This is a genomic window from Amycolatopsis rhizosphaerae (assembly GCF_007713715.1).
GTDB lineage: Bacteria > Actinomycetota > Actinomycetes > Mycobacteriales > Pseudonocardiaceae > Amycolatopsis_E > Amycolatopsis_E rhizosphaerae.
The window spans coordinates 13,589-39,747 of the sequence record NZ_VJWX01000010.1 but is presented as its reverse complement, the minus strand read 5'-3'; the positions used below and the strand labels follow the sequence as shown (position 1 = coordinate 39,747).

28 protein-coding genes are annotated in these 26,159 nt (G+C 70.0%); 12 read left to right on the top strand and 16 right to left on the bottom strand.

Going from position 1 to position 26,159, the window contains the following annotated elements; all coding sequences use genetic code 11:
- Window positions 1–9: 9 nt before the first annotated feature.
- Window positions 10–1,041 carry a class II fructose-bisphosphate aldolase gene (gene fbaA / locus FNH05_RS02410; protein ID WP_144585582.1) on the bottom strand — a complete coding sequence of 344 codons (1,032 nt, stop codon included), beginning with the start codon at window positions 1,039–1,041 and terminating at the stop codon, window positions 10–12.
- A gap of 66 nt (window positions 1,042–1,107) precedes the next feature.
- Window positions 1,108–1,935: an LLM class F420-dependent oxidoreductase gene (locus FNH05_RS02405; RefSeq protein ID WP_144585580.1), complete on the bottom strand. Its 828-nt coding sequence runs from the start codon at window positions 1,933–1,935 to the stop codon at window positions 1,108–1,110.
- A 78-nt stretch (window positions 1,936–2,013) separates the two neighbouring features.
- Here FNH05_RS02405 and FNH05_RS02400 point away from each other — a divergent pair, with 78 nt between their 5' ends.
- Together FNH05_RS02400 and FNH05_RS02395 are read left to right on the top strand one after the other, a co-directional pair.
- Window positions 2,014–2,946, top strand: coding sequence for an aldo/keto reductase (locus FNH05_RS02400; protein ID WP_144585578.1), 933 nt, complete (start codon window positions 2,014–2,016; stop codon window positions 2,944–2,946).
- A gap of 62 nt (window positions 2,947–3,008) precedes the next feature.
- Window positions 3,009–3,887: a short-chain dehydrogenase/reductase gene (locus tag FNH05_RS02395; RefSeq protein WP_144585576.1), complete on the top strand. Its 879-nt coding sequence runs from the start codon at window positions 3,009–3,011 to the stop codon at window positions 3,885–3,887.
- Between the two features lie 46 nt (window positions 3,888–3,933).
- Here FNH05_RS02395 and FNH05_RS02390 read toward each other — a convergent pair whose 3' ends face one another.
- On the bottom strand, window positions 3,934–4,209 hold the full coding sequence (locus tag FNH05_RS02390; protein WP_144585574.1) for a YciI family protein: 276 nt from the start codon (window positions 4,207–4,209) through the stop codon (window positions 3,934–3,936).
- A 155-nt stretch (window positions 4,210–4,364) separates the two neighbouring features.
- Between FNH05_RS02390 and FNH05_RS02385 the strand changes: the two genes are divergently transcribed.
- From FNH05_RS02385 to FNH05_RS02370, 4 genes are read left to right on the top strand one after another with little or no spacing between them, the layout of a single operon-like run.
- The gene (locus FNH05_RS02385) at window positions 4,365–4,937 is read left to right on the top strand and encodes a SigE family RNA polymerase sigma factor (protein WP_144585593.1); all 573 of its coding nucleotides are present in this window, start codon (window positions 4,365–4,367) and stop codon (window positions 4,935–4,937) included.
- A gap of 28 nt (window positions 4,938–4,965) precedes the next feature.
- Window positions 4,966–6,102 carry an N-acetylglucosamine-6-phosphate deacetylase gene (gene nagA, locus FNH05_RS02380; protein WP_425458408.1) on the top strand — a complete coding sequence of 379 codons (1,137 nt, stop codon included), beginning with the start codon at window positions 4,966–4,968 and terminating at the stop codon, window positions 6,100–6,102.
- 50 nt (window positions 6,103–6,152) lie between these two features.
- Window positions 6,153–6,479 carry a hypothetical protein gene (locus FNH05_RS02375; protein ID WP_144585572.1) on the top strand — a complete coding sequence of 109 codons (327 nt, stop codon included), beginning with the start codon at window positions 6,153–6,155 and terminating at the stop codon, window positions 6,477–6,479.
- Window positions 6,480–6,521: 42 nt separating this feature from the next.
- Complete coding sequence (locus FNH05_RS02370) at window positions 6,522–7,229, top strand: DedA family protein (protein WP_144585570.1); 708 nt, start codon at window positions 6,522–6,524, stop codon at window positions 7,227–7,229.
- Between the two features lie 58 nt (window positions 7,230–7,287).
- Here the strand turns inward: FNH05_RS02370 and FNH05_RS02365 are convergent, their stop codons facing one another.
- On the bottom strand, window positions 7,288–8,679 hold the full coding sequence (locus tag FNH05_RS02365; protein WP_144585568.1) for an FAD-binding oxidoreductase: 1,392 nt from the start codon (window positions 8,677–8,679) through the stop codon (window positions 7,288–7,290).
- A gap of 78 nt (window positions 8,680–8,757) precedes the next feature.
- Window positions 8,758–9,192, bottom strand: a complete 435-nt coding sequence (locus tag FNH05_RS02360; protein WP_144585566.1) for a PPOX class F420-dependent oxidoreductase — start codon at window positions 9,190–9,192, stop codon at window positions 8,758–8,760.
- A gap of 272 nt (window positions 9,193–9,464) precedes the next feature.
- Between FNH05_RS02360 and FNH05_RS02355 the strand changes: the two genes are divergently transcribed.
- The 4 genes from FNH05_RS02355 (at window position 9,465) to FNH05_RS02340 (ending at window position 14,271) form a co-directional block, all read left to right on the top strand.
- Window positions 9,465–9,989 (top strand): MarR family winged helix-turn-helix transcriptional regulator, encoded by a 525-nt coding sequence (locus FNH05_RS02355; protein WP_144585564.1) that lies wholly within the window; start codon window positions 9,465–9,467, stop codon window positions 9,987–9,989.
- Window positions 9,986–12,616, top strand: coding sequence for an MFS transporter (locus FNH05_RS02350; protein ID WP_144585562.1), 2,631 nt, complete (start codon window positions 9,986–9,988; stop codon window positions 12,614–12,616). Before FNH05_RS02355 ends, FNH05_RS02350 begins: the two co-directional genes overlap by 4 nt.
- Window positions 12,613–13,434, top strand: a complete 822-nt coding sequence (locus tag FNH05_RS02345) for a YceI family protein (protein ID WP_144585560.1) — start codon at window positions 12,613–12,615, stop codon at window positions 13,432–13,434. Before FNH05_RS02350 ends, FNH05_RS02345 begins: the two co-directional genes overlap by 4 nt.
- Before the next feature lie 150 nt (window positions 13,435–13,584).
- The gene (locus tag FNH05_RS02340; protein ID WP_144585558.1) at window positions 13,585–14,271 is read left to right on the top strand and encodes a DedA family protein; all 687 of its coding nucleotides are present in this window, start codon (window positions 13,585–13,587) and stop codon (window positions 14,269–14,271) included.
- 9 nt (window positions 14,272–14,280) lie between these two features.
- On the opposite strand, the gene FNH05_RS02335 is transcribed toward FNH05_RS02340, so the two are convergent.
- From FNH05_RS02335 to FNH05_RS02305, 7 genes are all read right to left on the bottom strand, one after another.
- Entirely contained in the window at window positions 14,281–14,694 is a 414-nt protein-coding gene (locus FNH05_RS02335) for a VOC family protein (protein WP_144585555.1), read from the bottom strand.
- Between the two features lie 209 nt (window positions 14,695–14,903).
- Complete coding sequence (locus tag FNH05_RS02330; protein ID WP_144585553.1) at window positions 14,904–15,644, bottom strand: SDR family oxidoreductase; 741 nt, start codon at window positions 15,642–15,644, stop codon at window positions 14,904–14,906.
- Complete coding sequence (locus FNH05_RS02325; RefSeq protein ID WP_144585551.1) at window positions 15,641–16,276, bottom strand: nucleoside/nucleotide kinase family protein; 636 nt, start codon at window positions 16,274–16,276, stop codon at window positions 15,641–15,643. Before FNH05_RS02325 ends, FNH05_RS02330 begins: the two co-directional genes overlap by 4 nt.
- A complete protein-coding gene (locus FNH05_RS02320; RefSeq protein WP_144585549.1) occupies window positions 16,273–17,106 on the bottom strand; it encodes a PfkB family carbohydrate kinase in 834 nt (277 codons plus the stop codon). Before FNH05_RS02320 ends, FNH05_RS02325 begins: the two co-directional genes overlap by 4 nt.
- Complete coding sequence (locus tag FNH05_RS02315; protein WP_144585547.1) at window positions 17,103–17,936, bottom strand: ATP-binding cassette domain-containing protein; 834 nt, start codon at window positions 17,934–17,936, stop codon at window positions 17,103–17,105. The genes FNH05_RS02320 and FNH05_RS02315 overlap by 4 nt, the downstream gene beginning before the upstream one ends.
- Entirely contained in the window at window positions 17,933–18,931 is a 999-nt protein-coding gene (locus FNH05_RS02310; protein WP_144585589.1) for an ABC transporter permease, read from the bottom strand. The genes FNH05_RS02315 and FNH05_RS02310 overlap by 4 nt, the downstream gene beginning before the upstream one ends.
- A complete protein-coding gene (locus FNH05_RS02305) occupies window positions 18,928–19,941 on the bottom strand; it encodes a substrate-binding domain-containing protein (RefSeq protein WP_144585545.1) in 1,014 nt (337 codons plus the stop codon). The genes FNH05_RS02310 and FNH05_RS02305 overlap by 4 nt, the downstream gene beginning before the upstream one ends.
- A gap of 114 nt (window positions 19,942–20,055) precedes the next feature.
- Here FNH05_RS02305 and FNH05_RS02300 point away from each other — a divergent pair, with 114 nt between their 5' ends.
- Complete coding sequence (locus tag FNH05_RS02300) at window positions 20,056–21,072, top strand: LacI family DNA-binding transcriptional regulator (RefSeq protein ID WP_144585543.1); 1,017 nt, start codon at window positions 20,056–20,058, stop codon at window positions 21,070–21,072.
- Here FNH05_RS02300 and FNH05_RS02295 read toward each other — a convergent pair whose 3' ends face one another.
- Window positions 21,073–22,059, bottom strand: a complete 987-nt coding sequence (locus FNH05_RS02295; protein ID WP_144585541.1) for a glycoside hydrolase family 76 protein — start codon at window positions 22,057–22,059, stop codon at window positions 21,073–21,075. It abuts the gene before it with no gap.
- Between the two features lie 56 nt (window positions 22,060–22,115).
- On the opposite strand from FNH05_RS02295, the gene FNH05_RS02290 reads away from it, so the two are divergent.
- Window positions 22,116–24,254: a molybdopterin oxidoreductase family protein gene (locus tag FNH05_RS02290; RefSeq protein ID WP_144585539.1), complete on the top strand. Its 2,139-nt coding sequence runs from the start codon at window positions 22,116–22,118 to the stop codon at window positions 24,252–24,254.
- Between the two features lie 10 nt (window positions 24,255–24,264).
- Here the strand turns inward: FNH05_RS02290 and FNH05_RS02285 are convergent, their stop codons facing one another.
- The 3 genes from FNH05_RS02285 to pyrE form a co-directional block, all read right to left on the bottom strand.
- Window positions 24,265–24,918, bottom strand: a complete 654-nt coding sequence (locus tag FNH05_RS02285) for a TrmH family RNA methyltransferase (RefSeq protein WP_144585537.1) — start codon at window positions 24,916–24,918, stop codon at window positions 24,265–24,267.
- Between the two features lie 14 nt (window positions 24,919–24,932).
- Complete coding sequence (locus FNH05_RS02280; protein WP_425458407.1) at window positions 24,933–25,325, bottom strand: DUF2784 domain-containing protein; 393 nt, start codon at window positions 25,323–25,325, stop codon at window positions 24,933–24,935.
- 219 nt (window positions 25,326–25,544) lie between these two features.
- Window positions 25,545–26,108 carry an orotate phosphoribosyltransferase gene (gene pyrE / locus FNH05_RS02275; RefSeq protein WP_144585533.1) on the bottom strand — a complete coding sequence of 188 codons (564 nt, stop codon included), beginning with the start codon at window positions 26,106–26,108 and terminating at the stop codon, window positions 25,545–25,547.
- Window positions 26,109–26,159: the final 51 nt, after the last annotated feature.

The following is a 26,159-nucleotide window of genomic DNA, read 5'->3' as shown; positions in this document are numbered from 1 at the left end:
CTCCCGGGCTCAGCTCAGCTTCGTGCCGGCCGACTTCAGCGCCTTGGCGGCCTCGACGACGCGTTCCGCCATCGACACCTCGGCCTTCTTCAGGTAGCTGCGCGGGTCGTAGGTCTTCTTGTTGCCGACCTCGCCGTCGATCTTCAGCACCCCGTCGTAGTTCTTGAAGAAGTGGTCCGCGATCGGGCGGGAGAACGCGTACTGGGTGTCGGTGTCGACGTTCATCTTGATCACGCCGTAGGACACCGCCTCGTGGATCTCCTCGAGCAGCGAGCCCGAACCGCCGTGGAACACCAGCTCGAACGGCTTCGAACCGGCGGGCAGGCCCAGCTTCTCGGCCGCGACCGCCTGGCCCCGCTTGAGCACGTCAGGGCGCAGCTGCACGGCACCCGGCTTGTAGGCGCCGTGCACGTTGCCGAAGGTCGCGGCGAGGAGGTAGCGGCCCTTTTCGCCGGAACCGAGCGCGTGCACCGTCTTCACGAAGTCGCCCTCGGCGGTGTACAGCTTCTCGTTGATCTCGTTCGAGACGCCGTCCTCCTCACCGCCGACGACGCCGATCTCGACCTCGAGGATGATCTTGGCCGCCGCGGCCTTCTCCAGCAGCTCGGCCGCGATCTCGAGGTTCTCGTCGAGGTCGATCGCCGAGCCGTCCCACATGTGCGACTGGAACAGCGGGTTCTGGCCCCGGTTCACCCGTTCCTGGGAGATCGCGATCAGCGGGTTGACGTAACCGTCCAGCTTGTCCTTCGGGCAGTGGTCGGTGTGCAGTGCCACGTTGATCGGGTACTTCTCGGCCACCACGTGTGCGAATTCGGCGAGTGCGACCGCACCGGTCACCATGTCCTTGACCCTGGTGCCGGAGGCGAATTCGGCACCGCCGGTGGACACCTGGATGATCCCGTCGCTTTCCGCCTCGGCGAAACCGCGCAGAGCGGCGTTGAGGGTCTCCGACGAGGTCACGTTGATGGCCGGGTAAGCGAACTCGCCTCCCTTGGCCCGGTCCAGCATCTCGGCATAGACCTCGGGGGTGGCGATGGGCATCGTTGGTCCTCCTAGCAGGTGGTTCGCCTTCCTTGCCCGAATCGTACGAGGTCCTGACTCAGACCTCTATGAGAGCAATCCCTCGGAGATCGCTCGGTAGGCCGCGCGGGGGTCGGGGCCGAGCGCCTGGACGCAGACGTGGTCCGCGCCCGCTTCGAGGTGCGCGCGGATCCCGTCGGCGATGACCGCGCCGCTGCCGTGCAGCACGAGGGCGTCGACGAGCGCGTCGCTCCCGCCGTCCGCGAGATCCTCTTCCGACCAGCCGATGCGGCGAAGGTTGGAGACGTAGTTCGCGAGACCGAGATACGGGTTCTGGACCCTGGGGCGGGCGATCGCGCGGGCCTTTTCGGGGTCTTCGCTGAGCACGACCTTGTGTTCCGGCGCCAGCAGCTTGCCTTCGCCGAGGATGTCGCGGGCCATCCGGGTGTGTTCGGGGGTCACCAGGTACGGGTGGGCACCGGCGGCGCGCTCGGCGGCGAGCTTGAGCACCTTGGGGCCGAGTGCCGCGAGCACGCGGTCCTCGACCGGTACACCCGCCTCGTCGAGCTGGTCGAGGTATTCGACGATCTTCTCGTAGGGCTTCTGGTAGGTCTGCGTGTGCTCGCGGTGCCCGATGCCGACGCCGAGCAGGAACCGGCCAGGATGCCGCGCCACTACGCGGTGGTACGAACGGGCGACCGTGGCCGCGTCGTCGGCCCACATGTTGACGATGCCGGTGGCCACCACGATCCGCTCGGTCGCGTCGAGCAGGGTGTCGACCGCTTCGAGCCGTCCGTTCGGGGAACCGCCGATCCAGATCGCGCCGTAGCCGAGACTTTCCAGTTCCCTGGCGAGTTTCGCGTCGAGGGCCGATTCGTGCGCCCACACCCCGAGGGTGCCGAGTTCGTTCGTCATGTCCCGCACAACCGGCGCCCTCCGGCGTTTCATTCCACGGTCCGGGAGCTGTCGCCCGTCCCGGCTAACGTTCGGGCTATGACGAGAATCGGTAGCAGTGAGCTGGACGTGTACGGGTTGAACCTCGGCGGCAACGTCTTCGGCTGGACCGCCGACGAGACGCAGTCCTTCGCCGTGCTGGACGCCTACGTCGCGGCCGGGGGCGACTTCATCGACACCGCGGACTCCTACACGGCCTGGGTACCGGGAAATTCGGGCGGAGAGTCCGAAACCGTCATCGGGAACTGGCTTTCCCGGCGCGGACGCCGGGACGACGTGGTGATCGCGACGAAGGTGGGCAGCTGGGCCCGGCGTCCCGGGCTGTCCGCGAAGAACATCCGCGAAGCCGCCGAGGATTCGTTGCGGCGCCTGAAGACCGACTACATCGACCTCTACTACGCGCACCGCGATTTCCCCGACGTTCCGCTGGAGGAAACGCTCGGTGCGTTCGACGAACTGGTACGGGCGGGGAAGGTCCGCTACCTCGGGGCGTCGAACTACACCGCCGGGCGGCTGGCGGAAGCACTGTCCATTTCGGACAAGGAGGGCTTCGCCCGGTACGTCGCCGTGCAACCGCACTACAACCTCGTGGAGCGGGCCTACGAGCGGGACCTGGCGCCGTTGGTGGAGAAGGAGGGTCTGTCCACCATGCCGTATTACGCGCTGGCACGCGGCTTTCTCACCGGCAAGTACCGCTCCCGTGAGGCCGACGGCGGCAGCCCGCGGGCCGGAGGCGCGGCGGCCTACCTCGACCACCGGGGCGAGCGGGTGCTGGAGGCGCTCGACGGCATCGCGGCCGCCCACGGCTCGACCCCGGCCGCCGTCGCGCTGGCCTGGCTCGCGGCCCAGCCGACGGTCGCCGCACCGATCGCCAGCGCGCGGAACACCGAGCAGCTGGCCGACCTCCTGGCTTCGGTCGAGTTGCGGCTCACCGAGGCCGACCTTGCCGCGCTCGACGAGGCTTCGGCATAGGGCGAAAATGCACCCTACTGTGGAGTAGCTTACTGACGGTAGGTTGAGGTAGCGTGCCGGTCATGGCCAACGTAGAAGGCAAGGTCGTGCTCATCACCGGAGCTGCGCGCGGCATCGGCGCCGGGCTCGCGGAACGGCTCGCCGCCAAGGGTGCCAAGGTGGCCCTCGTCGGACTGGAAGCCGAGGAACAGCGCAAGGTCGCCGAGCGGATCGGCCCGTCGGCGCACTCGTGGGAGGCCGACGTCACCGACTGGACGGCGCTGGAGCGGGCGACGGCCGGTGTGGTCGAGCGGTTCGGCGGGATCGACATCGTGATCGCCAACGCCGGGATCGCGACCACCGGTTTCGTCCGCTCGGTCGACCCCGACGCATTCGAGAAGGTGATCGAGGTCGATCTCCTCGGCGTGTGGCGCACCTTCCGGGTGACCCTGCCGCACGTCATCAGGAGCAAGGGGTATCTGCTGGCGATATCGTCCCTGGCGGCGATAGCGCACGCGCCGGCGATGGCGAACTACGCGGCGGCGAAGGCCGGGGTCGAGGCGTTCTGCAACAGTCTGCGGGCCGAGGTCGCGCACCTGGGCGTCAAGGTGGGCGTCGCGCACCCGACCTGGATCCGGACGGACCTGGTGGAAAGCGCGGACGCGCACCCGGTGTTCGGCAAGCTGCGCAGCGGTATGCCCGGGCTGCTCGGCAGGACCTACCCGCTCGGCGTGGCGATCGACCTCCTCGAGGCCGGGGTGCTGCGGCGTGCCAGGACCATCCACGTGCCCCGCTGGGTCGGGGCGCTCAAACTGGTGCGGGCACTGCTGCCGCCGATCATCGAACTCGGCGCACGCCTCCGGGTGCCGGCGGCGGACCGGGCCGCGCTCGAGGACATCGAGGCGCGAGGCGCCAAGGCGTCGTCGGTCAACGGCCACGGCGGCCGGGCCGCCACTCGCTGACCCGAAGCGGCCGTGAAGGGCGGATCCCTTCACGGCCGCTTCGCCGTCAGGACACCCAGGAGCCGAGCACCGGGGTGTACTCGCGGACGCTGCGCTCGGCCAAGGCGCCTTCGAGGTGGTAGGGGTCGGCGTCGATGATCTTCTGCAGGGCCTCGGCGTCCTCGGCGCGGAAGAGCATCACGCCACCGCTGCCGTCCGCGAGCGGCCCGGCGACGAGGCAGACGCCCTCTTCGGCCAGTTTCCGCAGGTACTCCCGGTGGCGCGGCCGGACCTCCCCGTACTTATCCGGCACGTAGCGGGTCTCCACCAGGAACGACTTCATCGCCTGCCTCCTTGCCCCAAAGTCCTTCTTTCCTTTCCGTGCGCACGCTACCCTTTCGCAACTTATGACCCTTGTGGCGCAACCCGATACGCTGAGCGCGCGTGGAGATAGATGTGGGTTACGAGCGAGCGAAGGTCAAGGACGGGCAGGGCTACATGTCGGACGTTAGCGCGGAGCGAAGTGTCGAGCGGACGCTCGGGCATTTGCGTACGGTCGACGGGCTCGGACGGCCCCCTGCGCCGCCCACGGCGCCGTTGACCTTGGAAGACCTGTACCGCACGCACCGCATGCGCCTGGTGCGGCTGGCGATCCTGCTCGTCGACGAGCCGGCCACCGCGGAGGACGTGGTCCAGGAGGCGTTCACCGGCCTGCATCGCAACTGGGGCAAGCTCCGGGATTCCGCCGCGGCCGTCGGGTACCTGCGCACCGCCGTGGTGAACGGGTCCCGCAGCGTGCTCCGCCGGCGCAAGACGGCCCGTGAGTACGTGCCGCCGCACGTGGTGAACGCGCGCTCGGCGGAGAGTCTGGCGATGCTGTCCAGCGAGCACCAGGCGGTGGTCAACGCCCTGTCGAAGCTGCCGCCGCGGCAGCGCGAGGTGCTGGTCCTGCGCTACTACGGCGGGCTTTCCGAGGCGGAGATCTCGGAGGCGGCGGGGATCTCGAAGGGAACCGTCAAGTCGACGGCGAGCCGTGCCCTCGAATCGCTCCAGAAGGCTATGAGCGGCTAGCTGGTTTAGACCAATATATGCTGACATCGTGACGGACCTTGTGCTCACCGGCGGCAAGCTGGCGCTCCCCGAAGGCGTGGTCAACGACGGCTGGCTGACCGTCTCCGGCGGGCTCGTCTCCGGGATCGGCACCGGCAGCCCGCCCCCCGGCCCTCGCCTGGCACTCAACGGCGAACTCGTCGTCCCCGGGTTCATCGACCTGCACTGCCACGGCGGCGGGGGCGGCTCGTTCTCCAGTGCCGATCCCAAGGAGATCCTGCGCGCGGTCGTCGCACACCGCCGCCACGGTACGACGACCATGCTGGCCAGCCTGGTCTCCGAACCGATCCGCGCACTGGCCGACCAGGAGGCCGCACTGCGGGAGCTGGTCGAGGAAGGCGAGCTGGCAGGCATCCACCTGGAAGGCCCGTTCATCGCCGCGGCGCGCTGCGGCGCGCACGACCCGGCGGTCCTGCTCGAACCCGACACCGCCGCCGTGGACGCACTGCTGCGGGCCGGGCAGGGTGCGGTGCGGATGGTCACGCTCGCCCCGGAACTCACCGGCGCGGTGCGCGCGGTCCGGCAGATCACCGAGGCCGGGGTGATCGCCGCGATCGGGCACACCGACGGGACCGAGGAGCAGATCCGGCCCGCCATCGAGGCGGGCGCCACCGTCGCCACGCACCTGTTCAACGGGATGCGCCCGCTGCACCACCGCGAACCGGGGCCGATCGGCGCGCTGCTCGACGACGAGCGGATCACGATCGAGCTCATCTGCGACCTCGTGCACGTCCATCCCACCGTGCTGCGCCTGGCCGCGACCCATGCCGGGCGGGGCCGGACCATCCTGATCACCGACGCGATGTCGGCCACCGACGCGGCGGACGGCCGGTATCACCTCGGGCGGCTCGAAGTGGACGTGCGGGACGGGGTGGCCACCGTCGCCGAAACCGGTGCGCTGGCGGGCAGCACCCTGACCATGGACGTGGCCTTCCGGAACCTGGTCCGCGGCGCCGGGCTCGGTGTGGCGGACGCGGTCCGCGCCACCTCGGGCCGCCCCGCGGAGCTCCTCGGTCTCTCCCACCGCACCGGGTCGCTGCAGAGCGGGCTGGCCGCCGACCTCGTCGTCCTCGACGACGATCTGCGTCCGGTCCGGGTGATGCGCCACGGCGACTGGGTGGCCTGAGGTGGCACGACCCGTGCGTGGACGCACGGCCAGCCCCTAAGCTCAGGCGAGTGAGCGAGCTCGAGGATCCGGAGCGCCTGCTGGCCGAGGCGCTGCGTGCCCAGGCGAGGAGCGCCCCACCCGGAGACCGCGCGCCGGGCGCGCCACCGCCGCCTCCGCAGTACGGGTTGCTCTCCGGCGCAGACGGGGGCGCGCTCGCCCGCGAGCGCGCCGCACTCGATTTCCCCACCGCCGGTGATCCCGCCATGAGTGATCCCGCCGTGGCCACCCTGAACGCGGGGCGGGCCGGACCGCTCTCCGCGGTATGGATCCTGTCGCTGGCCGTGCTGCTCGGGCTGGCCACGGGAGCGGTGATCGGCCTTATCACACTGTTGTAGCCCACAGAGGCAACACAGGGTCACCCTGTACCGTTTGATGGTGTGATCCTTGCCGAGACCACGACCACGCTCGCCCTGATGCCCAAGTGGTTCAACCCGGAGTACCTGCTGACCCAGTTCGGCGCGTACGTCATTCTCGGGCTCTGCCTGGTCATCTTCATCGAAAGCAGCGTCTTCCCGGTTCTCCCGGGTGACTCCCTGCTGTTCACCGCGGGCCTGTTCGTCGCCCAGGGCTCGATTCACACCCCGTTGTGGCTGGTCTGCCTCGTGGTCAGCGCGGCAGCGCTGCTCGGCAACGCGGTCGGCTACTTCATCGGCTACAAGGCGGGTCCCGCCCTGTTCAAACGGCCGGACTCGAAGTTCTTCAAGCAGGAGTACGTCGACAAGACGCACGCCTTCCTGGAAAAGCACGGGCCCAAGGCCGTGGTGCTGGCCCGGTTCGTGCCGTTCGTGCGGACGTTCATCACCTGGATCGCCGGTGTCGGCCGGATGGACCCCAAGCGCTACTTCACCTACACCGTCATCGGCGGCATCCTGTGGGCCGGCGGCATCACCGCGCTGGGACACCTGCTCGGCAACATCTCGTTCATCAAGAGCAACATCGAGGCCATCTTCATCCTGATCGTGCTGGTCTCGGTGGTGCCGCTGATCGTGGAATGGGCGCGCAGCCGCCGCGAGCGCAAGCTCGCCGGCGCGGCGAACCCGGCCGACGCCGAGGTCACCCAGCAGATCCCCCGGATCGACCGCTAGGCACCGCTAGACACAGCCAAACAGGGCCGTGAGGGGTCCCCTCACGGCAATGGCTCGTCTAGCTCATCGAGAACATCGAGCCGGGGTTGAACAGGTTGTCGGGGTCGAGCGCCTGCTTGATCTGGCGATGGACGCGGATGCCGACCGGGCCGATCTCGCGGGCCAGCCAGTCGCGCTTGATCTTGCCGACGCCGTGTTCGCCGGTGACCGTGCCGCCGAGGGACAGCCCGACGTCGAGGATGTCGTCGAAGGCCCTGCGGGCGCGTTCGAACTCCTCCGGTGAATCGGGCGAGTAGACGATCGTCGGGTGCATGTTCCCGTCGCCCGCGTGCCCGACGACGGCGATCCGCAGGCCGACCTCCTGGCTGATGCGCTCGCAGGCGGAGATCAGTTCGGCGATGCGGGTGCGGGGCACGCACACGTCGTCGGTCAGCCACACGCCGTACTGTTCGAGCGCGGTGAGCACGACGCGCCGCGCCTGCATCAGCATGCGGCCCTCGGCCAGGTCATCGGTCGCATAGGCCATGGTGGAGCCGCAGTCCACGCAGATCTTCTCGATCGCGGCGAGTTCGCGCCGCGCCACCTCGCCACCGGCGTCGGACTGGCACAGCAGCAGTGCCATGCAGTCGGAACCCGCTCCGAGATCGGTGTTCAGGTAGGTCTCGGCGGCCTTGATGGAACTGGCGTCCATGATCTCCATCAGGGAGGGCACCAGACCGTCGCGCACGATCCGCGCGACCGCTTCGCCCGCCTTTTCCGTGGCGTCGAAGCCGGCCACGAGGGTGCCGGGCGCCTGGGGCAGCGGGCGCAACGCGACGGTGGCCTGGGTGATCACGCCGAGGGTGCCCTCACTGCCGATGAACAGCTTGGTCAGGTCGTACCCGGCCACGCCCTTCACGGTTCGGCGGCCGGTCTTGAGCAGCGAGCCGTCGGCGAGGACGACTTCCAGGCCGAGTACCGAGTCGGTGGTCACGCCGTACTTCACGCAGCACAGGCCGCCGGCGTTGGTGGAGAGGTTGCCGCCGATGGTGCACCAGTCGTAGCTGGACGGGTCGGGCGGGTAGAACAGCCCGTGCTTTTCGACCGCGGTGCGGAAGTCGAGGTTGATCACGCCGGGCTGCACGACGGCGAGCCGGTTGCCCGGGTCGATCTCCAGCACCTTGTCGAACCTGGTCATCACGAGCATGACGCAGCCGTCGACGGCGTTCGCGGCGCCGGAAAGTCCGCTGCCCGCGCCGCGCGGCACGATCGGCACTCCGGCGGCGGCGCAGGCGCGGACGGTGGCCTGCACCCCCGCCACGTCGGAGGGCAGGACCACGGCCAGCGGCCTGCCGGACGGGGCCAGCGGCATCATGTCCCGCGCGTAGCTGTCGATGACCTCGGGGTCGGCCAGGACGGCGTCCTTCCCGAGCGCTTCACGAAGTTCGGTCAGCAGTGCGTCGGTGCCCATTCCCCCATGGTAGACCGCACAACCTTCGCACTGCGGAAGAGAAATTCCGGGATCCGTTACTTTCGGTGGTGCTCCCTGTCAGGATAGTTGCCGGGCGATGCCGAGCAGTCGTTCGATCCGGAGCCGGAGGACGAGGCGCCGGTCGGTGACCATGGCGGCCCGGTACTCGTCCCAGTCCGGATGTTCGCCGCGCACCTTGCGGTAAAGCTCGATGAGCTCTTCGACGGTTTCGTCGTGGGGCTCCCGGGCGACCGGCGACAGTTCGGCAGTGCACTCGGCCACCACGTAGGACCATCCGTCCTCGCTGCTGACGTGGAAGCCGGCCCGTGGATCGCGCCGCAGGTTGCGGGTCTTCGCGCGGTCGTCGGTGATCGAGACGAGGATCCGGTCGTTCTCCGCGTCGAAGTGGTGCGTGACGTTGGAAAGCTGGGGCCTGCCATCCCGTTTGATGGTGGCCAGGACGCCGAAGGGGCGGGCGGCGAGCAGGGCGCGGAGCGCGGTGTCGTCGGTCATGACCATCGCAACGGCGGCCGGGAAGGCGGGCATTCCCGTGCCTTCCGAAACTGTCGTACCCCGGGTCTACGGTGAGGGTATGTCGCGAGGCTGACCGGAAAAAGGGACATATCGCCCTGGAAGGTCACAGGTCAAGCAGTTGTCTTCGGCAACTAAAGTGTTGTGTGACACATCGTAGATATTTGAGTGGCGCAAACAACCAGCTTCGGTGCATCCTTGCTCTAGGCAACTAGTTGCAGCTGCCAAGTAAGATCCTGAAAAGAGTGATCATCATGGCCCCTGCCGCTCAGGAGGCGGCTTTCACGGCCGCCGAGCTCGACATCGCCGACGAGCTCGGGGTCCAGCTGGTCCGCTTCGTGCGCCTGATCAACAAGGCGAAGTCGCAGGTGGCGAAGCAGGGGCCGGACGGAATCGAGCGGGCCGCCTACGCGATCCTGTTCCACCTCATCCACGACGGGCCGCAGCGCACCAGCAAGCTCGCCGAGGCGTTGCACGCCGAGATCTCCACGATCAGCAGGCAGAGCAGCGCGCTGGTCCAGCACGGGCTGGTGGAGCGCCAGGCGGACCCGGAGGACGGCAGGGCCTGCCTGCTCGCGCCGACGGCCGAAGGGTTGCGGGTCTTCGAGGAGAACCGCAAGAAACGGAACCTGTGGCTGGCGGAGGTGCTGGCCGAATGGCCCGAGGAGGACCGCCAGACCTTGAACGAACTGCTGGATCGACTCAACTCCGGCATCGAGAGACACATACCGCACGTTGCCGACCACGGGTCGGCTCAGGCGAAGGGGGCTGACGCATGACGAGTTCGATCAGACAACAACCGGCGCCACCGGGGGGAGCCGAGGCGGACGAGGGGCCGAGGCTCACGCACAAGCAGATCCTCACCGTGCTGAGCGGTCTGCTGCTGGGCATGTTCCTGGCCGCGCTCGACCAGAACATCGTCGGTGTCGCGATCGTGAAGATCGCCAACGACCTGAACGGGTTCAGCGAGCAGGCCTGGGCCACCACGGCATACCTGATCACGGCGACCATCGCGACGCCGCTGTACGGCAAGCTTTCCGACATCTACGGGCGCAAGCCGTTCTACCTCGCCGCGATCGCGATCTTCGTCGTCGGTTCGGCGGCCTGCACCTTCGCCACCTCGATGTACGAGCTGGCCGCCTTCCGCGCCTTCCAAGGGCTCGGCGCCGGTGGCCTGATGTCGCTCGCCATGACGATCATCGGTGACATCGTGCCGCCGCGGGAGCGGGTGCGCTACCAGGGCTACTTCATGATGGTCTTCGGGGTCGCGACCGTGCTCGGCCCGGTGCTGGGCGGGTTCTTCTCCGGTGCGGAATGGCTCGGCGGCATCAAGGGCTGGCGCTGGATCTTCCTGATCAACGTGCCGATCGGCGCCGTGGCGCTGTTCGTCGTCGCCCGGGTCCTGAACGTGCCGCACCAGCGGCGCGACCACCGGGTCGACTGGTTCGGCGCGACCGCGCTCGCGATCGCCGTGGTGCCACTCCTTCTGGTCGCCGAACAGGGCCGCACCTGGGGCTGGGGCTCCACCAGCGCGGTGATCTGCTACGCCGTGGCCGCCTTCGGCGTCGTGCTGTTCCTCTTCGTCGAGTACGTGATGAAGGAGGAGGCGCTGATCCCGCTCCGGCTCTTCCGCAACTCCACCTTCAGCGTCACCATCGTCGGCAGCACGATCGTCGGTGTGGCGATGTTCGGCGGGATCACCATGGTGCCGCAGTACTTCCAGGTCGTCCGGGGCTACACGCCCACCCAGGGTGGTCTGCTGATGCTGCCGCTGGTGCTGGGCATCATGAGCGGCTCGATGCTCTCCGGCCGGGTCACCGCGAAGACCGGGCGCTACAAGATGCTGCCGGTCATCGGCACCTTCGTGATCGCCCTCGGGACGGTGCTCTACGCCCAGGTGCACTACGACAGCCCGCTCTGGCAGCCGCTGGTCTACGCCCTGATCATCGGCCTCGGCCTCGGTGGCTGCATGCAGACGCTGATCATCGCGGCGCAGAACGCCGGTCCCCGCAGCGACATGGGGGTGTCCACCGCGGCGGCCACGTTCTTCCGCCAGATCGGCGGCACGCTCGGTGTCGCGGTGTTCCTGACGATCCTGTTCAACCTGCTGCCGACCAAGATCGCCGACGCCTTCGGCGGGCGCCTGCCCGCGTCGCTCGGCAGCGGCGGGCTGGACAAGCTGCAGTCGAACACCAGTGGGATCGCCAGCCTGCCCGACCAGATCAAGGTGCCGATCCTGACCGGGTTCACCAACTCGCTGCACGCTGTGTTCTACGTCGCGGCCGCGGTGGCCCTGCTGGCCTGCCTGGTGCTGCTGTTCATGCGCGAAATCCCGCTCGCCGGCGGGCCGACTCCCCCGCCCATCGAGGGCGGCGAGGCGCTGGTGGAGGCCGCGTTGGCCGAGCAGCCGCAGACCGCGGCGACCACCTCGGACTCCGACGTCTGGGCCGACGCCGAGGCGGCGCTGGACGAACCGGAACCGGTTCTCGTCGGGGCCGGGAAGCACGCACTGCCCAGCGAGAACGGGCACGGAAACTACGAACTGGCCGCCCAGACGGTGCCGTTCGCGAGCGTGACCGCCGGGATGAGCAGCGCGGTCGAGACCGGTGGGCAGCCGATCACCGGGCACATCCGGCGGCAGGACGGCTCGTCGGTGCTGGGGGCCGCGCTGACGCTGATCGACCAGCGGGGCCGCCAGGTCTCGCGGGGGACCGGCGGGTCCGACGGCGGTTACCACATCAACGCGCCGGGCGAGGGCACCTATGTGCTGATCGTGTCGGCCGCCGGTCACCAGCCGCAGGCCTCCAGCGTGGTGGTCGGCCAGGGCCCGGCGCGGGTGGACGTGACCCTGGTCGGTTCGGGTGAGCTGAGCGGCATCGTCCGGGTGGCGGGCACCGGTGCCCCGCTCGCTCGCGCGACGGTCACGTTGACCGACTCGCGGGGCGAGGTCACCGGTGCCTCGATCACCACCGCCGAGGGTGGCTACTCGTTCCACGGGGTCGGTGCCGGGACCTACACCCTGGTGGCCAGCGCCGAGCGGATGCGCCCGGTCGCGACCATGCTGACCGTGCCCGACAGCGGCGTGCTGCGGCACGACGTCGAACTGAACTCCGCGATCGTGCTGACGGGCACGGCGCGCACCGACGGCGAGCGCCCGGTTCCCGACGCCCGCATCACGGTGCTCGACGCGGAGGGCAACGTCGCCGCGGTCACCCGTACCGACGGGGAGGGCCGGTACGTGGTCAGCGACCTGCCCGAGGGGGACTACACCGTGGTGGCGAGCGGGTACCCGCCCGCCACCAGCCAGGTCAACCTGGCCGGGGGCGGTGAGGCGCAGCACGACGTGCGGCTCGGCTACGAGCAGGTGATCGACCAGCTCGCCGCGGACGGGCCGGCCGCGTCATGACCGGGCTGAGCGCACAGATCAAGACCGCCGAGGGATGGGCGGTCGAGAACGCGGTGCTGACCGTGACCGACATGGCCGGTCAGCAGGTCGCCCGTGCCGTCACGGATGCCAGCGGGGCGGCGGACACCGCCCCGCTGGCGCCCGGGGTCTACACGGCCGTCCTCACCGCCGCCGGCTACACACCGGTGGCGCGGACGGCGCAGATCGGCTCGGACGGCAGCGGCTCGCTCGGCGAAATCGCACTGGCGCCGGTGGCGGAGGCCGTCGAGCTTCCGCCACCCGGCCCGTGGACGATCGACCCGGTGCACAGCTCGGTGGTGGCCACCGCGCGGCACCTCGGCATCGCCAGCGTGCGGGCCCGGTTCAGCGACGTCGGGGGGCGGATCGTGGTCGGCAGGCCCGTCGAACGTTCCACCGTGCACGCCGAGATCAAGGCGGCGAGCATCGACACCGGAATCCGGATGCGCGACGATCACCTGCGCTCCTCGGACTTCCTCGATGTCGAGGCCTATCCGACGATCGGCTTCGAAAGCACCGCGCTGCGCCAGCGCGGGGTGGACACCTGGACGCTGGCCGGGGAACTCACCCTCCACGGCGAGCGCCGCGCGATCGAACTCGATCTCCGTTACGGCGGCTGGGGTCCGGACCCGTGGGGCGGCGTGCGCGCCGCCTTTCACGCGGAAACCCAATTGCGCCGCAACGATTTCGCGATCAACTACAACGCCATGGTGCGGGCCGGGGTGGCCGCGGTCGGGACCACGGTGAAGATCGAAATCGATATCGAGGCGGTACAGGGCGAGTCTCTGCCGGAAATGTGACGGCGCGCCCAGCCTCGGGTGACCGATAGTGACGCCCGGCCCGGAAAACGGGCCGGGCGTCGCATTGTTTACCGGTGTGTCGATAACGGATTTCCCCGAACACACCCTTCCGATGAGTGCCGCTCTCGGCGAACACGTAGGCTTCTCGGAGTGAGTCTCGTCTACGCCGCTTCCGAAGCCCTCGGTGTGGGCTGGCTGGATACGGCCGGCCCGCTCCTGGTGTGGGTCATCGTGCTCAGCTTCGTTTTCCTCGAATGCGCGCTGATCATCGGCCTGTTCCTGCCCGGTGACTCGCTGCTGTTCGCCGCCGGGGTGGTACTCGCCTCACACGGGGCCGACGCGAACGCATGGCTGCTTTCGGTGGCCGCGCTGGTGGTCGCCGTGGTGGGCAACCAGGTGGGCTACTACATCGGCAGGCAGACCGGGACCCGGTTCATCGCCCGGCGCGGCGGGCGGGTGCTCAACCGCGGCAACCTCGAACGCGCGCGGGCCTTCCTGGACCGGAAGGGCTTCTTCGCGATCGTCGCGGCCCGGTGGATCCCGTGGATCCGGACGCTGGCCCCGCTCATCGCCGGTGCGGCGCGGATGGAGCCGCGCCGCTTCCTGGCCGCGACCACCCTGGGCGGCGTGCTGTGGGTGCCGTCACTGGTGCTGCTCGGCTACTACGGCGCGGGCCTGCTGAGCGCGCTGCCGTGGGTCCAGACGGCGCTGATGTGGCTGTCCATCCTGTTCTTCGTCGGTGGCACGGGCTTCGGCATCGTGCGCTACCGCCAGGAGATGCGCCGCCCCATCGACGAGGACCGCGACGTTGATTCGCAGGTCCGCAAGGTGGCCTGAGCCACGCGGTCAGGCGGCGGGGTCGGCCCAGACCTCGAGCTGGATCCCGTCCGGATCGTGGAACACCAGGACCGAGGACCCCGGCAGGGTCCGGGAAGCCGTGATCGGGCGGTGGGTGACACCGTATTCGGCGAGCCGCTGCTCCCACTCCTGGAGTTCGAAGTGGGAATCCACCTTGAACGCGAGGTGGTCGAGACCGGTGTGCCGCCGGTCGAAGGCCACCCGCTCGGTCTCGGGCCGTTGCACCAGCATCACGGAGAAGGTGTCCGTCCGGTCCCGGAGGAGCACCTTGCGCAGGCCGGTGGAGGGGTCCTCGCGGCGGGCGACCTCCTTGAGTTCGAGCACCCGCTCGTACCACGGGACGCTGCGGTCCACGTCCGTGACCGCCAGCGCCAGGTGGTGTACGTCGGTAAGCGTTGGCATTGGCGAGTCGTCCTTTCGGCGTTTCTGCGGAGTTCCGCCCCGACCGGTCCTCCTCCGCGGGTGCGCTTGCGTCGCACCTGCTTCGGGTGGTCCTTAGGCGGTTTCGCCCCTGCGTCAGGCTACCGACCTCGAGCCAGGGTAAACGGTTTCTCCAAAATCTGTGGATAACTCGGCGAACTACCCACAGCCTGTGGACAACTCGGTGATGGTTAGCGGCCGCCGCTCACGTTGAGCACCGACCCCATCGCGTAGGAGGACGCCGGAGAGAGCAACCACAACACCGCCTCGGCGATCTCGGTGGGCGTTCCCGCACGTCCGGCCGGGATCTGCGGGGACAGCCGCTCGACCCGGTCGGGCAGACCGGCGGCCTCGTGGAGACCGGTCTCCACCAGTCCCGGTGCCACCGCGTTCACGCGGATGCCCTCTCGCGCGACCTCCTGGGCGAGCCCGAATGTGAGAGTGTCCACAGCCGCCTTCGATGCGGCGTAGTGCACCCAGGTGCCCGGTGAGCCGCCCCGTACGGCTGTCGAGGACACGTTCACGATCACGCCACCGGCGCCGCCGTACCGGGTCGACATCCGGCGCACCGCCTCACGACAGCAGAGGAACACACCGGTCACGTTCACGTCGAGCACGCGCCGCACCGTCTCCACGTCCTGCTCGTCCAGGCGGCCGGGCGTGTTCCCGGTGATGCCCGCGTTGTTCACCAGCGCGGTCACCGGGCCCAGCTCCCCGGCCGCGTCGAACAAGGCGGTCACGTCGCGCTCCGAAGAGACGTCGCCGCGGACCGTCAGCGCCCGTCGCCCGTGCCGCCGTACCTGCTCGGCGACCGCTTCCGCGGAGGCACCCGAGCCCGAGTAGTTGATCACAACGTCGTGTCCGCGCTCGGCGGCGAGCGCGCACACCGCGGCGCCGATCCCCCGGCTACCGCCGGTGACGATCAAGGTCATAGGGCGAAGTTTGCCAGCGGCAGATCCGCCAGTACCAGGTCCGCGCGCGCCGCCGTGGGCGCGATGAGATCGGCGTTGCGCTGGTCGCTGCCCAGCGCCCGCTGCTGCGCCTCCACCAGCGACCGCCCGTACCGCCGATGCCGGGTGACCAGCCGCTCGATCCGGACCTGCTCGTCGGGGGCGAGGAACCACACCTCGTCGAGGAGTCCGCGCACGTCCCCCCAGGGGTCCGCGTCGAGGAGCAGGTAGTTGCCCTCGGTGATGACGAGCGGGACCTCGGGCGGCACCGGCACCGCGCCCGCGATCGGTTCTTCGATCTCGCGCCGGAACTCGGGGGCGTAGACCGTCTCCTTCGCGTCCTTCAGCCGCCGCAGGAGGTGGACGTACCCGTGCGCGTCGAACGTGTCCGGGGCACCCTTGCGCTCGATCCGGCCCAGACGGCGCAGTTCGGCCTGCGCCAGGTGGAAGCCGTCCATCCCCACCACCGCGGCCCGCGTGCCCAGCGCCCCGGCGACGCTCCGCGCGAGCGTGGTCTTGCCCGACGCGGGCGCGCCCACGATGCCCAGCAGGGTCCGCCCGCCGCGGGCCACCAGTTCCTCGGCCCGCGCCAGCAGCTCGTCGAACGACGTCATCGCACTCCTATCCTCCGGACCCACGACCGGGCCCCGCTGTGCCGCACCCGTTCCGCGGCAACCTCGTTGGCGAACCGGATCAGCTCCGGCAGCGCACACCTTCCCGTCCCGTGCACGAGAGCGCCGTGCCACACATCGCCGGCGCCGAGCGTGTCCCGCGCCCGCACCTCGGGCACCGGGACCGAACCCGACTCCTCGGCGGTCCACCAGCGCACCGTATCCGGGCCCGCGGTGACGATCACCGTGCCCACACCGCGGGCGAGCAGATCGTGCGCGGGAAGCGGAAACCGGGCCGAACACGCGGCGATGTCCACCAGCGGCAGCAGTTCGTCGAGGACGGGTTTCCAGCTCCCGGCGTCGAGCACCACGGGCAGGCCGCGTTCCCGGGCCCAGCGCGCCACGCCCAGTGCGAGCGCCGGATGGTGCCCGTCCACCAGCACCGACCGTACGTCACCGAACCCGGCCAGGGACGGCAGCCGGGCCGTGGACCGCGCGGCGTTGCGGGAAACGACGGTGCGCTCGCCGTCGCGTTCCCGTACCGCCACCGCGCTCAGCGCGGGCGGTTCGGGACAGCCGGGATCGGCGTCGAGGAGCCGTACGCCGCACGTGTCGAGATCGGCTCGCGCGAGCGCGGCGAGCGGGTGCGTGCCGAGCACGGTCACCAGCACCGGGTCGCCGCCGAGGGCCGCCACCGTCACCGCCGCGTTGGTGGCGGGGCCGCCCGCGGCCACCTCCACCGAGGTGGACTGCACCTTCTCGCCGGGCTCGGGAAGCTCGGCGACGCGCTGCACCACGTCGATCGTGCACAGCCCGGCGAGAAGGACGGTCATGCCGACAGCCCCGTGTGGATCGCGGACGAGACCTCTTCCACCGCGCCCTGCTCGTTGACCCGCAGCGCCCCGGTGATCAGCCCGACCACCTGGTTCATCGAGGTCGTCCTGGGCGACACCACGGCCACCCGCCTGCCCAGGCGGTGCACGTGGATCCGGTCGGCGATCTCGAACACGTGCGGCATGTTGTGGCTGATCAGCACCACCGGCAGGCCGCGCCCGCGGATCCGGTCGATGAGCGCGAGCACCCGGCCGGACTCGGCCACACCGAGCGCCGCGGTCGGCTCGTCCATGATCACCGCCTTGCTGCCGAAGGCCGCGGCCCTGGCCACCGCGACCCCTTGCCGCTGCCCGCCCGAGAGGGTCTCCACCGGCTGCGTGATCGACTTGATCTTGATGTCCAGCTCGTCGAGGACCCGCTGCGCCTCCGCGCGCATCTTCGCGGTGTCGAGTTTACGGACCAGGCCGAGCGGGCCGTTCCGCCGGATTTCGCGGCCGAGGAACATGTTCGTGGCGATGTCCTGGGCCGGGGAGAGCGCCAGGTCCTGGTAGACGGTCTCGATACCGCAGCGCCGGGCGTCCAGCGGCGAACGGAAGTGGACCCGCCGCCCGTCGACCTGGATTTCCCCGGCGTCGGGCACCAGCGCCCCGGAGAGGGCCTTGATCAGGCTCGACTTGCCCGCGCCGTTGTCGCCCACCACGGCCAGCACCTCACCGGCGTGCAGGTCGAAGTCGGCGCCGTCGATCGCGGTGACGTGCCCGTAGCGCTTGACCAGGCCGCGCGCGGACAGGACCGGGGTCTTCCCGGCTTCGTCGGTGCTTCCCGTCATCGCTGCCTCCTGGCGATCCGGTCGACGGCCACCGCGGCGATCACCAGCGCCCCGGTCGCCAGATCCTGGTACAGGGAGTCGACGCCGAGCTGGCTGAGCCCGGACTGCAGCACCGTCACGATCAGTGCGCCCATCATCGTGCCGAGCACCGATCCGCGGCCGCCGAACAGGCTCGTCCCGCCGAGCACCACCGCGGTGATGGACTGCAGGTTGCCGAGCTGGAAGGCGTTCGGATCGGCGTTGGGGATGCGGCCCAGCGCCTGCCACGCGGCCACGCCGAAGATCACCCCGGCCACCGCGTACACCGACACCAGCGTCCGGCCGACCTTGATCCCCGACAGCCGTGCCGCCTCCGCGGAGTCACCGACGGCGTACACGTGCTTGCCCCAGGCGGTGCGCGTGAGCGCGTACCAGACCACGAGGTACATCAGCAGCGCGACGGTCATGCCGTAGGTGACCGGGATGCCGCCGAACAGGTAGCGCTGGGTGCCGAGCCAGGTCAGCGGGCCGCCGGGGGCGACCGGCACCGCCTGGCCGCCTGCGACCAGTTTGTCGCCCGCGGTGAGCATGGTGAAAAAGCCCAGCGTCACGATGAACGGCGGCAGCTTGACCCGGGTGACCAGCGAACCGATCACCAGACCGAGGCCGAGCGGCACCGCGATGCCGATCACCAGCGCGAGGATTCCCGGTGTCCCGCCCGCGAACAGCTTCGCCATCAGCAGCGACGCCAGCACCATCGCCGAGGCGTTGGACAGGTCGATCCCCGCGGTGAGGATGATCAGCGTCTGGCCGAGGGCGAGGGTGCCCACCACCAGCGCCTGGTCGACCATCAGCGACAGGTTGTCCAGTTCGAGGAACCGGCTCGTGGACAGCGAGAACACGACCATCGCGAGCACCAGCGCGAGGGCCGGCCCCGCCGCCGGGGCGCGGAGGAAGAATTCGCCGATGCCCTCACGCTTGCCGGACGCGCGGGGTGGGGCGCTCACCGTGGTCATTTCGTCCCCCAGCAGTTCTGCAGACCCCACGTGGTGTCCTGGCTGGGCACCCCGGGCATCGGGCGGTCGGTGATCACCACGGAACCGGTGTCGATGAAGCCGTTGGGCTTCTTGCCGGTCCTGGCGTACTCGACGGCGGCGGCCACGCCCCGCTCGGCCATCTTCCTCGGAAACTGCATGACGGTGGCCTGGTAGAGCCCGTCCCGCACGTTCTGCACGCCCTGGCAGCCGCCGTCGATGGAGCCCATCACGACGCGGCCCGCGAGCCCACGGGACTGCAGCGCCGCGTAGGCGCCGCGGGCGGTGGGTTCGTTCATGGTGTAGACCGCGTTGATGTCGGCGTCGCGCTGCAGCAGGTTCTCCATCTTCTGCTGCGCGATGCTCTGGTCGCCGTTGGCCGGTTCCCGCCCGGCGATCGCCGGATCGCCGTCACGCAGCCCGATGCCTTCGAGGAAACCGTTGTGGCGGTAGGTGTCCACGGTGCTGCCCGCGGTTCCGTCGATCATGATCAGCTTGGCCGGTGTGCCGCCGAGGGCGGCCTTGACGTACTGCCCCTGCTCGCGGCCCGCCGCGACGTTGTCGGTGGCGAACGTGGCGTCCACCGCGCTCGCCGGTTCGGTCGCGGTGTCGAGCGCGATCACCAGTATCCCGCTCCTGCGTGCGCGGTCGATCGCGTCGAGCACCCCGGTGGAGGAGTTGGGGGTGATCAGGATCGTGGTCGCGCCCTGCTGCATCAGGTTCTCGATGGCGCGGACCTGGCCGTCGTTGTCGCCGTCGAACTGCCCGGCGAGTGCGACGAAGTCCGCCCCCTGCGCCTTGGCCGCGGTGCTCGCGGCGTTGCGGAGTTCGACGAAGTACGGATTCGTGTTGGTCTTGGTGATCAGGCCGATCTTGGTCTTGCCGCCACCGGCGCCGGTGCTGCCGCCCCAGTGACGCTCGACCGTGCATCCGCTCGCGCCCACCGCCAGGGTGGCGGCCGCGAGCAGGCACAGGAGACTGCGATGTCTCACGTGACCTCCTCATCGAGGCTCGTGGCTGGACGAGTCGTGCGCAGACGGTAGAAGGCCGTATCCTGCATCGCAAGCGTTTGCGCAAACGCTTGCTGTTGACTTTGGGGAGCGAGTATGCCGCCTGCCGGAGCATCGAGGCCCACCCAGCGCGACATCGCCGAGCTGGCCGGGGTGTCCATCACCACGGTCTCGCACGTGGTGAACGGCACCAGGCCGGTCGCGCCGGAGACCAAGGCCGCCGTGCTCCAGGCCATCGAGAAGACCGGCTACACCGGGGACGCGATCGCCCGCTCACTGGTCACCGGCGGCACCCGCTCGATCGGCGTGGCCATCTCGCTGCTGGCGAACCCGTACTTCGCGGCCCTGATGCAGGCCATCGAGCGGGAGGCCGCGTCGGCCGGGTACACCGTGCTGCTCGCCGACACCCACGACACCGTGAGCACCGAGCAGGACACCGTGCGCGCGCTGCGCTCGCGCCGGGTCGAGGGCCTGCTGCTGACGCCTTCGCCCGGGGACGGCGCGGTGATCGGCGAGCTGGTGTCCCTGGGCACACCGGTCGTGCTGGTGGACCGCGTGACCACGCGGACCGACGTGGACCAGGTGGGCTCGGAAAGCATCCAGTCCACCTCGGCGCTGACCGAACACCTGGCCGCGCTCGGGCATCGCCGCATCGGGATGGTCAGCGGCACACCCGGGTTGAGCACCAGCGAGGAGCGGATCCTCGGCTACCGGCTCGGCCTCGGCCGGGGCGGTCTGGCGTGGAACGCCGAACTCGTCGCCCCAGGGCATTCGTCGAAGACCGGGGGCGCGGCGGCCTTCACCGCGCTGATGGACCTGCCCGAGCCGCCGACCGCGCTGGTGGTGGCCAACGACAGCATGATGGTCGGGGTCCTGCACGAAGCTCGGCGGCGAGGCCTGAGGGTCGGCCGCGATCTCGCCGTCGTCGGGTACGACGACGCCGAATGGGCCGATCTCGTCGAGCCCCCGCTGACCACGATGGCCCAGCCGATCGAGGAGATCGGCCGTCGCGCGGTGCGCCTGCTGCTCGCCCGCATCACCGATCCCGGGCGCCCGCCGGAAACCCTGCGCCTGCCGCCGCGGCTGATGCACCGGAATTCCTGCGGCTGCTGATCACGACTCGAGCGTCGCGGCCGCCTCCAGGAGCAGCCAGGCGCCGGTCTGGACCGACAGGTCCCGGCAGGGATGCCCGGTCGGCGCCACCGGGGCGGGCTCGGCCCATTCGTGGTGGAACAGCGGGCCGCTCGGCGCCTCCCGGGCACCGTCCCAGCAGGCGCGGGCGGAGGTGAGCACGAGTTCGCGGGCGAGACCCGATTCGGCGCCCGGCAACCGCCGCGCGGCAAGGGCGAGATAGCGCGCGAGGATCCCGGCGAAGAGTCCCCCGTCGCCGCCGCCCTGCCCGCGGAGGACCCCGCCGGGAGCGCAGTGGTCCGCCACCGCGCGCACGGTACGGGCCGCGGCGTCCAGTTCGGACAGTTCGAGGCAGGTGCCGAGGAAGACGCCTTGGCAGTACGTGTAGATCTCCTTCGCCAGGCGCTGGTCGTCGACGTGGAGACCGTCCCAGACCAGCCCGGTGGCCGGGTCCACCAGCGTCCGTTCGAGCCACTCGTACAGCTCTCGCGCCCGCCCGAGGTCACCGGCACGGGCGTGCAGGATCGCGGCGGGCCCGTTCGTCGGCGTGTTCTTGAACCGGTCGTTGCGGCGCCACCAGATCCCGCCGCCGCCGTCCGCCGTCCACCCCGAGCGCATCCTGGCCAGGAACGTGGTGACATCGCGGCCGGTGCGCTGCAGGGCCAGGCCGAGCCAGGCCATGTCGTCGTAGTAGTCGTTGGCCCAGGTGCCGAAGTTGCGGAGGCGGAGGGTGCCCACGTAGCGGTCGATGGTCGCGGCGCGAGCCGGGGACGGGGCGCGGAGCTGGGCGTCGATCAGGCAGTCCAGCACGTGGGCCTGCCACCAGTAGTTCCAGTGCCAGTGCAGGCGTTCGCCGGGCGTGGGCGGCCAGCCGCTGCGTGCCAGCACCGTCCCCGGCAGCCCCCAGAGCCGGCTCAGATGCCGGGTGACGATCGCCCGTTCCGCCGCCGCGGCCCACGTCCGGTACATGAACCCATCATGGATTGGCCCTCGACATAACGCGCGATATCTCTACGATCCGAAGAATGTCGGTGCTGACGTGTCCCCTCTGCGAGGCCACCTGTGGTCTCGAGATCACTCTCGACGGCCGTCGCGTCCTCGGTGTCCGAGGGGATGCCGACGACGTTTTCTCCCACGGTTTCCTGTGCCCCAAGGGGGCTTCCCTCGGCGCCCTGCACGAGGATCCGGACCGGTTGCGTGCCCCGCTGGTGAAGCGGGACGGCGAGTTCACCGAGGTGTCCTGGGAGGAGGCGTTCGCCGAGATCGACGCGCGGCTGCGGCCGCTGCTCGCCGAACGCGACACGATCGCCGTCTACGCGGGAAACCCCAGCGTGCACAACCTGGCCACCGCGCTCTACGGCCGGATCTTCTTCAAGGCTCTCGGCACCAGGAACTTCTACAGCGCGAGCAGCGTCGACCAGTTGCCGAAGCACTTCTCCTCCGGTTATCTGTTCGGTGACGCCTTCTCCATCCCGGTGCCGGACGTCGACCGCACCGCACACCTGCTCATCGTCGGGGCGAACCCGTTGGTGTCCAACGGAAGTCTGATGACCGCGCCCGACATGCGGGGCAGGTTGCGCGCGATCCGGCAGCGCGGTGGCAAGGTCGTGGTGATCGATCCGCGCCGCACCCGCACCGCACGGGCCGCCGACGAACACCACGCGATCCGCCCCGGCACCGATGCGCTGCTGCTGTTCGCCCTGGTCCGGGTGCTGTTCGAGGAAGACCTGGTGTCGCTGGGAAGACTCGACGGTATGGTCAACGGCCTCGCCGAGGTCGAGGCACTGACCGCGGGCTTCACTCCCGAGGCGGTCGCGCCGGTTACGGGGATTCCCGAAGGCGAGATCCGGCGCCTCGCGCGGGAGCTGGCGGCGGCCTCCTCCGCCGCCGTGTACGGCCGTATCGGCACCACCACCCAGGCCTTCGGCACCCTCACGAGCTGGCTGGTGGACGTGCTCAACGTGCTCACCGGCAACCTCGACCGGCCCGGCGGGGCGATGTTCCCGCTGGCCGCGGCCGGGCAGGCGAACAGCGCCCCCGGGAAACGCCGCCCCTTCGCCGCGGGCCGCTGGCGCAGCCGCGTGCGGGACCTGCCGGAGGTGTTCGGCGAGCTGCCGGTGGCGACGCTGGCCGACGAGATCCTGACGCCGGGGGAAGGCCGGGTGCGGGCGCTGATCACGGTCAGCGGCAACCCGTGCCTGAGCACGCCGAACACCGGCCGGCTCGAAGAAGCGCTTTCGCAGCTCGATTTCCTGCTGTCACTGGACATCTACCTCAACGAGACGAGCAGGCACGCGGACGTGATCCTGCCGGGGCCCTCCCCGCTGGAGCGGCCGCACTACGACGTCGCGCTGTACCAGCTCGCCGTCCGGAACGTGGCGAACTGGACTCCGGCGGCCCTGCCGAGCGAACTGCCGCAGGAATGGGAGACGCTGCTGCGGCTGACCGGGATCGTGACCGGGCAGGGCCCGGACATCGACGTCGCCGCCTTCGACGCGCTGGTCGCCGCGCAACTGGCGCAGCGCAACGGGCTCGATCCGGCGATCGTGGGCGACCGGAGGGGCCCGGCCCGGCTGCTGGATCTGATGCTGCGGGCGGGTCCCTACGAGCTGACGCTCGCCGACCTCGAGGCCGCGCCGCACGGCGTGGATCTCGGTCCGCTCCAGCCCCGGTTGCCCGGGCTGCTGAGCACGTCGAGCGGGCGGATCGAACTGGCCGCCGAAGCCGTCGTCGCGGATGTCCCCCGGTTGGCCGAACAGTTGCGCCGCGGGCCGGACGAGCTCGTTCTCATCGGGCGCAGGCAGCTGAGCTCCAACAATTCCTGGATGCACAACCTGCCCCCGCTGGTGCGCGGGCAGAACCGGTGCACCATGCAGGTCCACCCGGACGACGCGCGGCGGCTCGGCCTCGTCGACGGGCAGCGCGCGACGGTGCGGTCGAAGGCCGGGGAACTGGAGGTGCCGGTCGAGGTGACCGACGAGATCCGGCCCGGGGTGGTGAGCATCCCGCACGGCTGGGGACACGGCCTGCCGGGCACGAAGGGTGAGGTCGCGGCCGCCCATGCGGGGGTGAACTCGAACCTCGTCGCGGACGAGACCCTCGTCGACGCCCTTTCCGGCACCTCGGTCCTCAACGGCATCCCGGTCGAGGTCACCCCCGTCTGACCCGGGCCGGTCACCAGGCCTGGGAGAGGTCCGCGTGCTGACGGATCCAGGTGTGCATGACGATGCCCGCGGCGACCCCGGCGTTGATGGACCGGGTGGTGCCGAACTGCGCGATGGAGACCACGAGCGATGCCGAATCCTGCGCCTCGGTGGACAGCCCTGGCCCCTCCTGGCCGAACAGGAGCACGCATTCGCGGGGCAGCCGGACGGTCTCGACCGGACGGGAGCCCGGGGTGTTGTCGACGGCCACGATCACCAGCCCGTGCGCGGTCGCGTACTCGGCGAGGGACGGGACGTCCGGATGGTGCTCCAGGTGCTGGTACCGGTCGGTGACCATGGCACCGCGCCGGTTCCAGCGGCGGCGGCCCACGATGTGCACCGCGGCCGCCGCGAAGGCGTTCGCGGTGCGGACCACGGTGCCGATGTTGTGGTCGTGCTGGAAGTTCTCGATGGCCACGTGGAACGGGTGCCGCCGACGGTCCACGTCGGCGACAATGGCTTCACGCCGCCAGTACCGGTAGGCGTCCACCACGTTGCGGCGGTCGCCTTCGGCCAGCAGTTCCGGGTCGTAGCGTTCGTCGGACGGCCATTCCCCGCGCCACGGCCCGACGCCCACTTCCGCGCGTGCGGTCCATTCGGTCGGTCCGGCCTCGTCCAGGTTCACCCGCTGATTTTCGCTCAGGCCTGGCGCACGCGGTGAGCCGGTGCGTGGTGGTCGCGGCTGCGCCACCGGTGGTACGCGCCGACGTAGGAGATCAGCACGACCCCGATCGCCGTCACTCCCACCACCGGGAGCAACGCGCGCGGGATGACCGTGCCGTAGAGGTAGTAGGCGTTGAACCCGCCCGGCAGCGGGCCGAGTCCCTGCAGGCTGCGGAAGTAGTCCTCCAGGGCCGTGAGCGGGCACGGCAGCGGGAAGACGTTGACCGCGACCCCCCAGAGCGCGAAGAAAACGTGGACGAATATAGTCTTGAACCAGCGCCAGGCGAGGAATCCGCCCAAGCCGATGTAGAGCAGCGCCAGGATATGGATGCCGACGGTCAGATCGGCCAGAATCCTTGCGGTGGACACCACGTACCGCCCCCTTCCGCAGTCCCCGTATCTTCGACGGTACTCCGCGTTTGCTGAGAAACGTCGACAAATGGACGCGGGGAGATAACGGTAGGGTGTTGTTGATCACTGCGGAGCGATCGGGTCCGGACGGCGCCGCTTGATCACCGGGCGCTGGGTCTGCTCCGGGCTTTACCCGACGAGGGGTGGTCCGGGCGTTGGCCGCCCGGACCGTCCGGGTCAGGCCAGGCCGAGATCGTCGAGGTCCAGCAGGTACCGGTACGACAGACCGGCTTCCTCGATCGCTTCGCGCGCCCCGGTGTTCCGGTCCACGACGGTGGCGACGCCGACGATGGTGGCGCCCGCTTCCTTCAGCGCCTCGACGGCGGTGAGCACGCTGCCACCGGTGGTGGAGGTGTCCTCCACGGCCAGTACCCGCTGCCCGGCGACTTCCATGCCCTCGATCCGCCGCTGCAGGCCGTGCTGTTTCGCGCTCTTGCGGACCACGAACGCGTCGAGCACCATCCCGTCGGCCGCCGCCGAATGCAGCATCGCGGTGGCGACCGGGTCGGCGCCGAGGGTCAGTCCGCCGACGGCGACGTAGTCCCAGTCGGCGGTGAGTTGCCGCAGCAGCTTGCCGATCAGCGGGGCCGCCGCGTGATGGAGGGTCGCGCGCCGCAGGTCGATGTAGTAGTCGGCTTCCTTGCCGGAAGAGAGCGTGACCTTGCCGTGAACCACGGACAGCTCCGTGACGAGCCTGGCCAGTTCGATCTTCGCTGCTTCATCCAACGCCGGTTTCACCACGCCCAGAGTCTTTCACACCCCCTGCCGGGGCCTTCGGACGTGGTTCGGCCG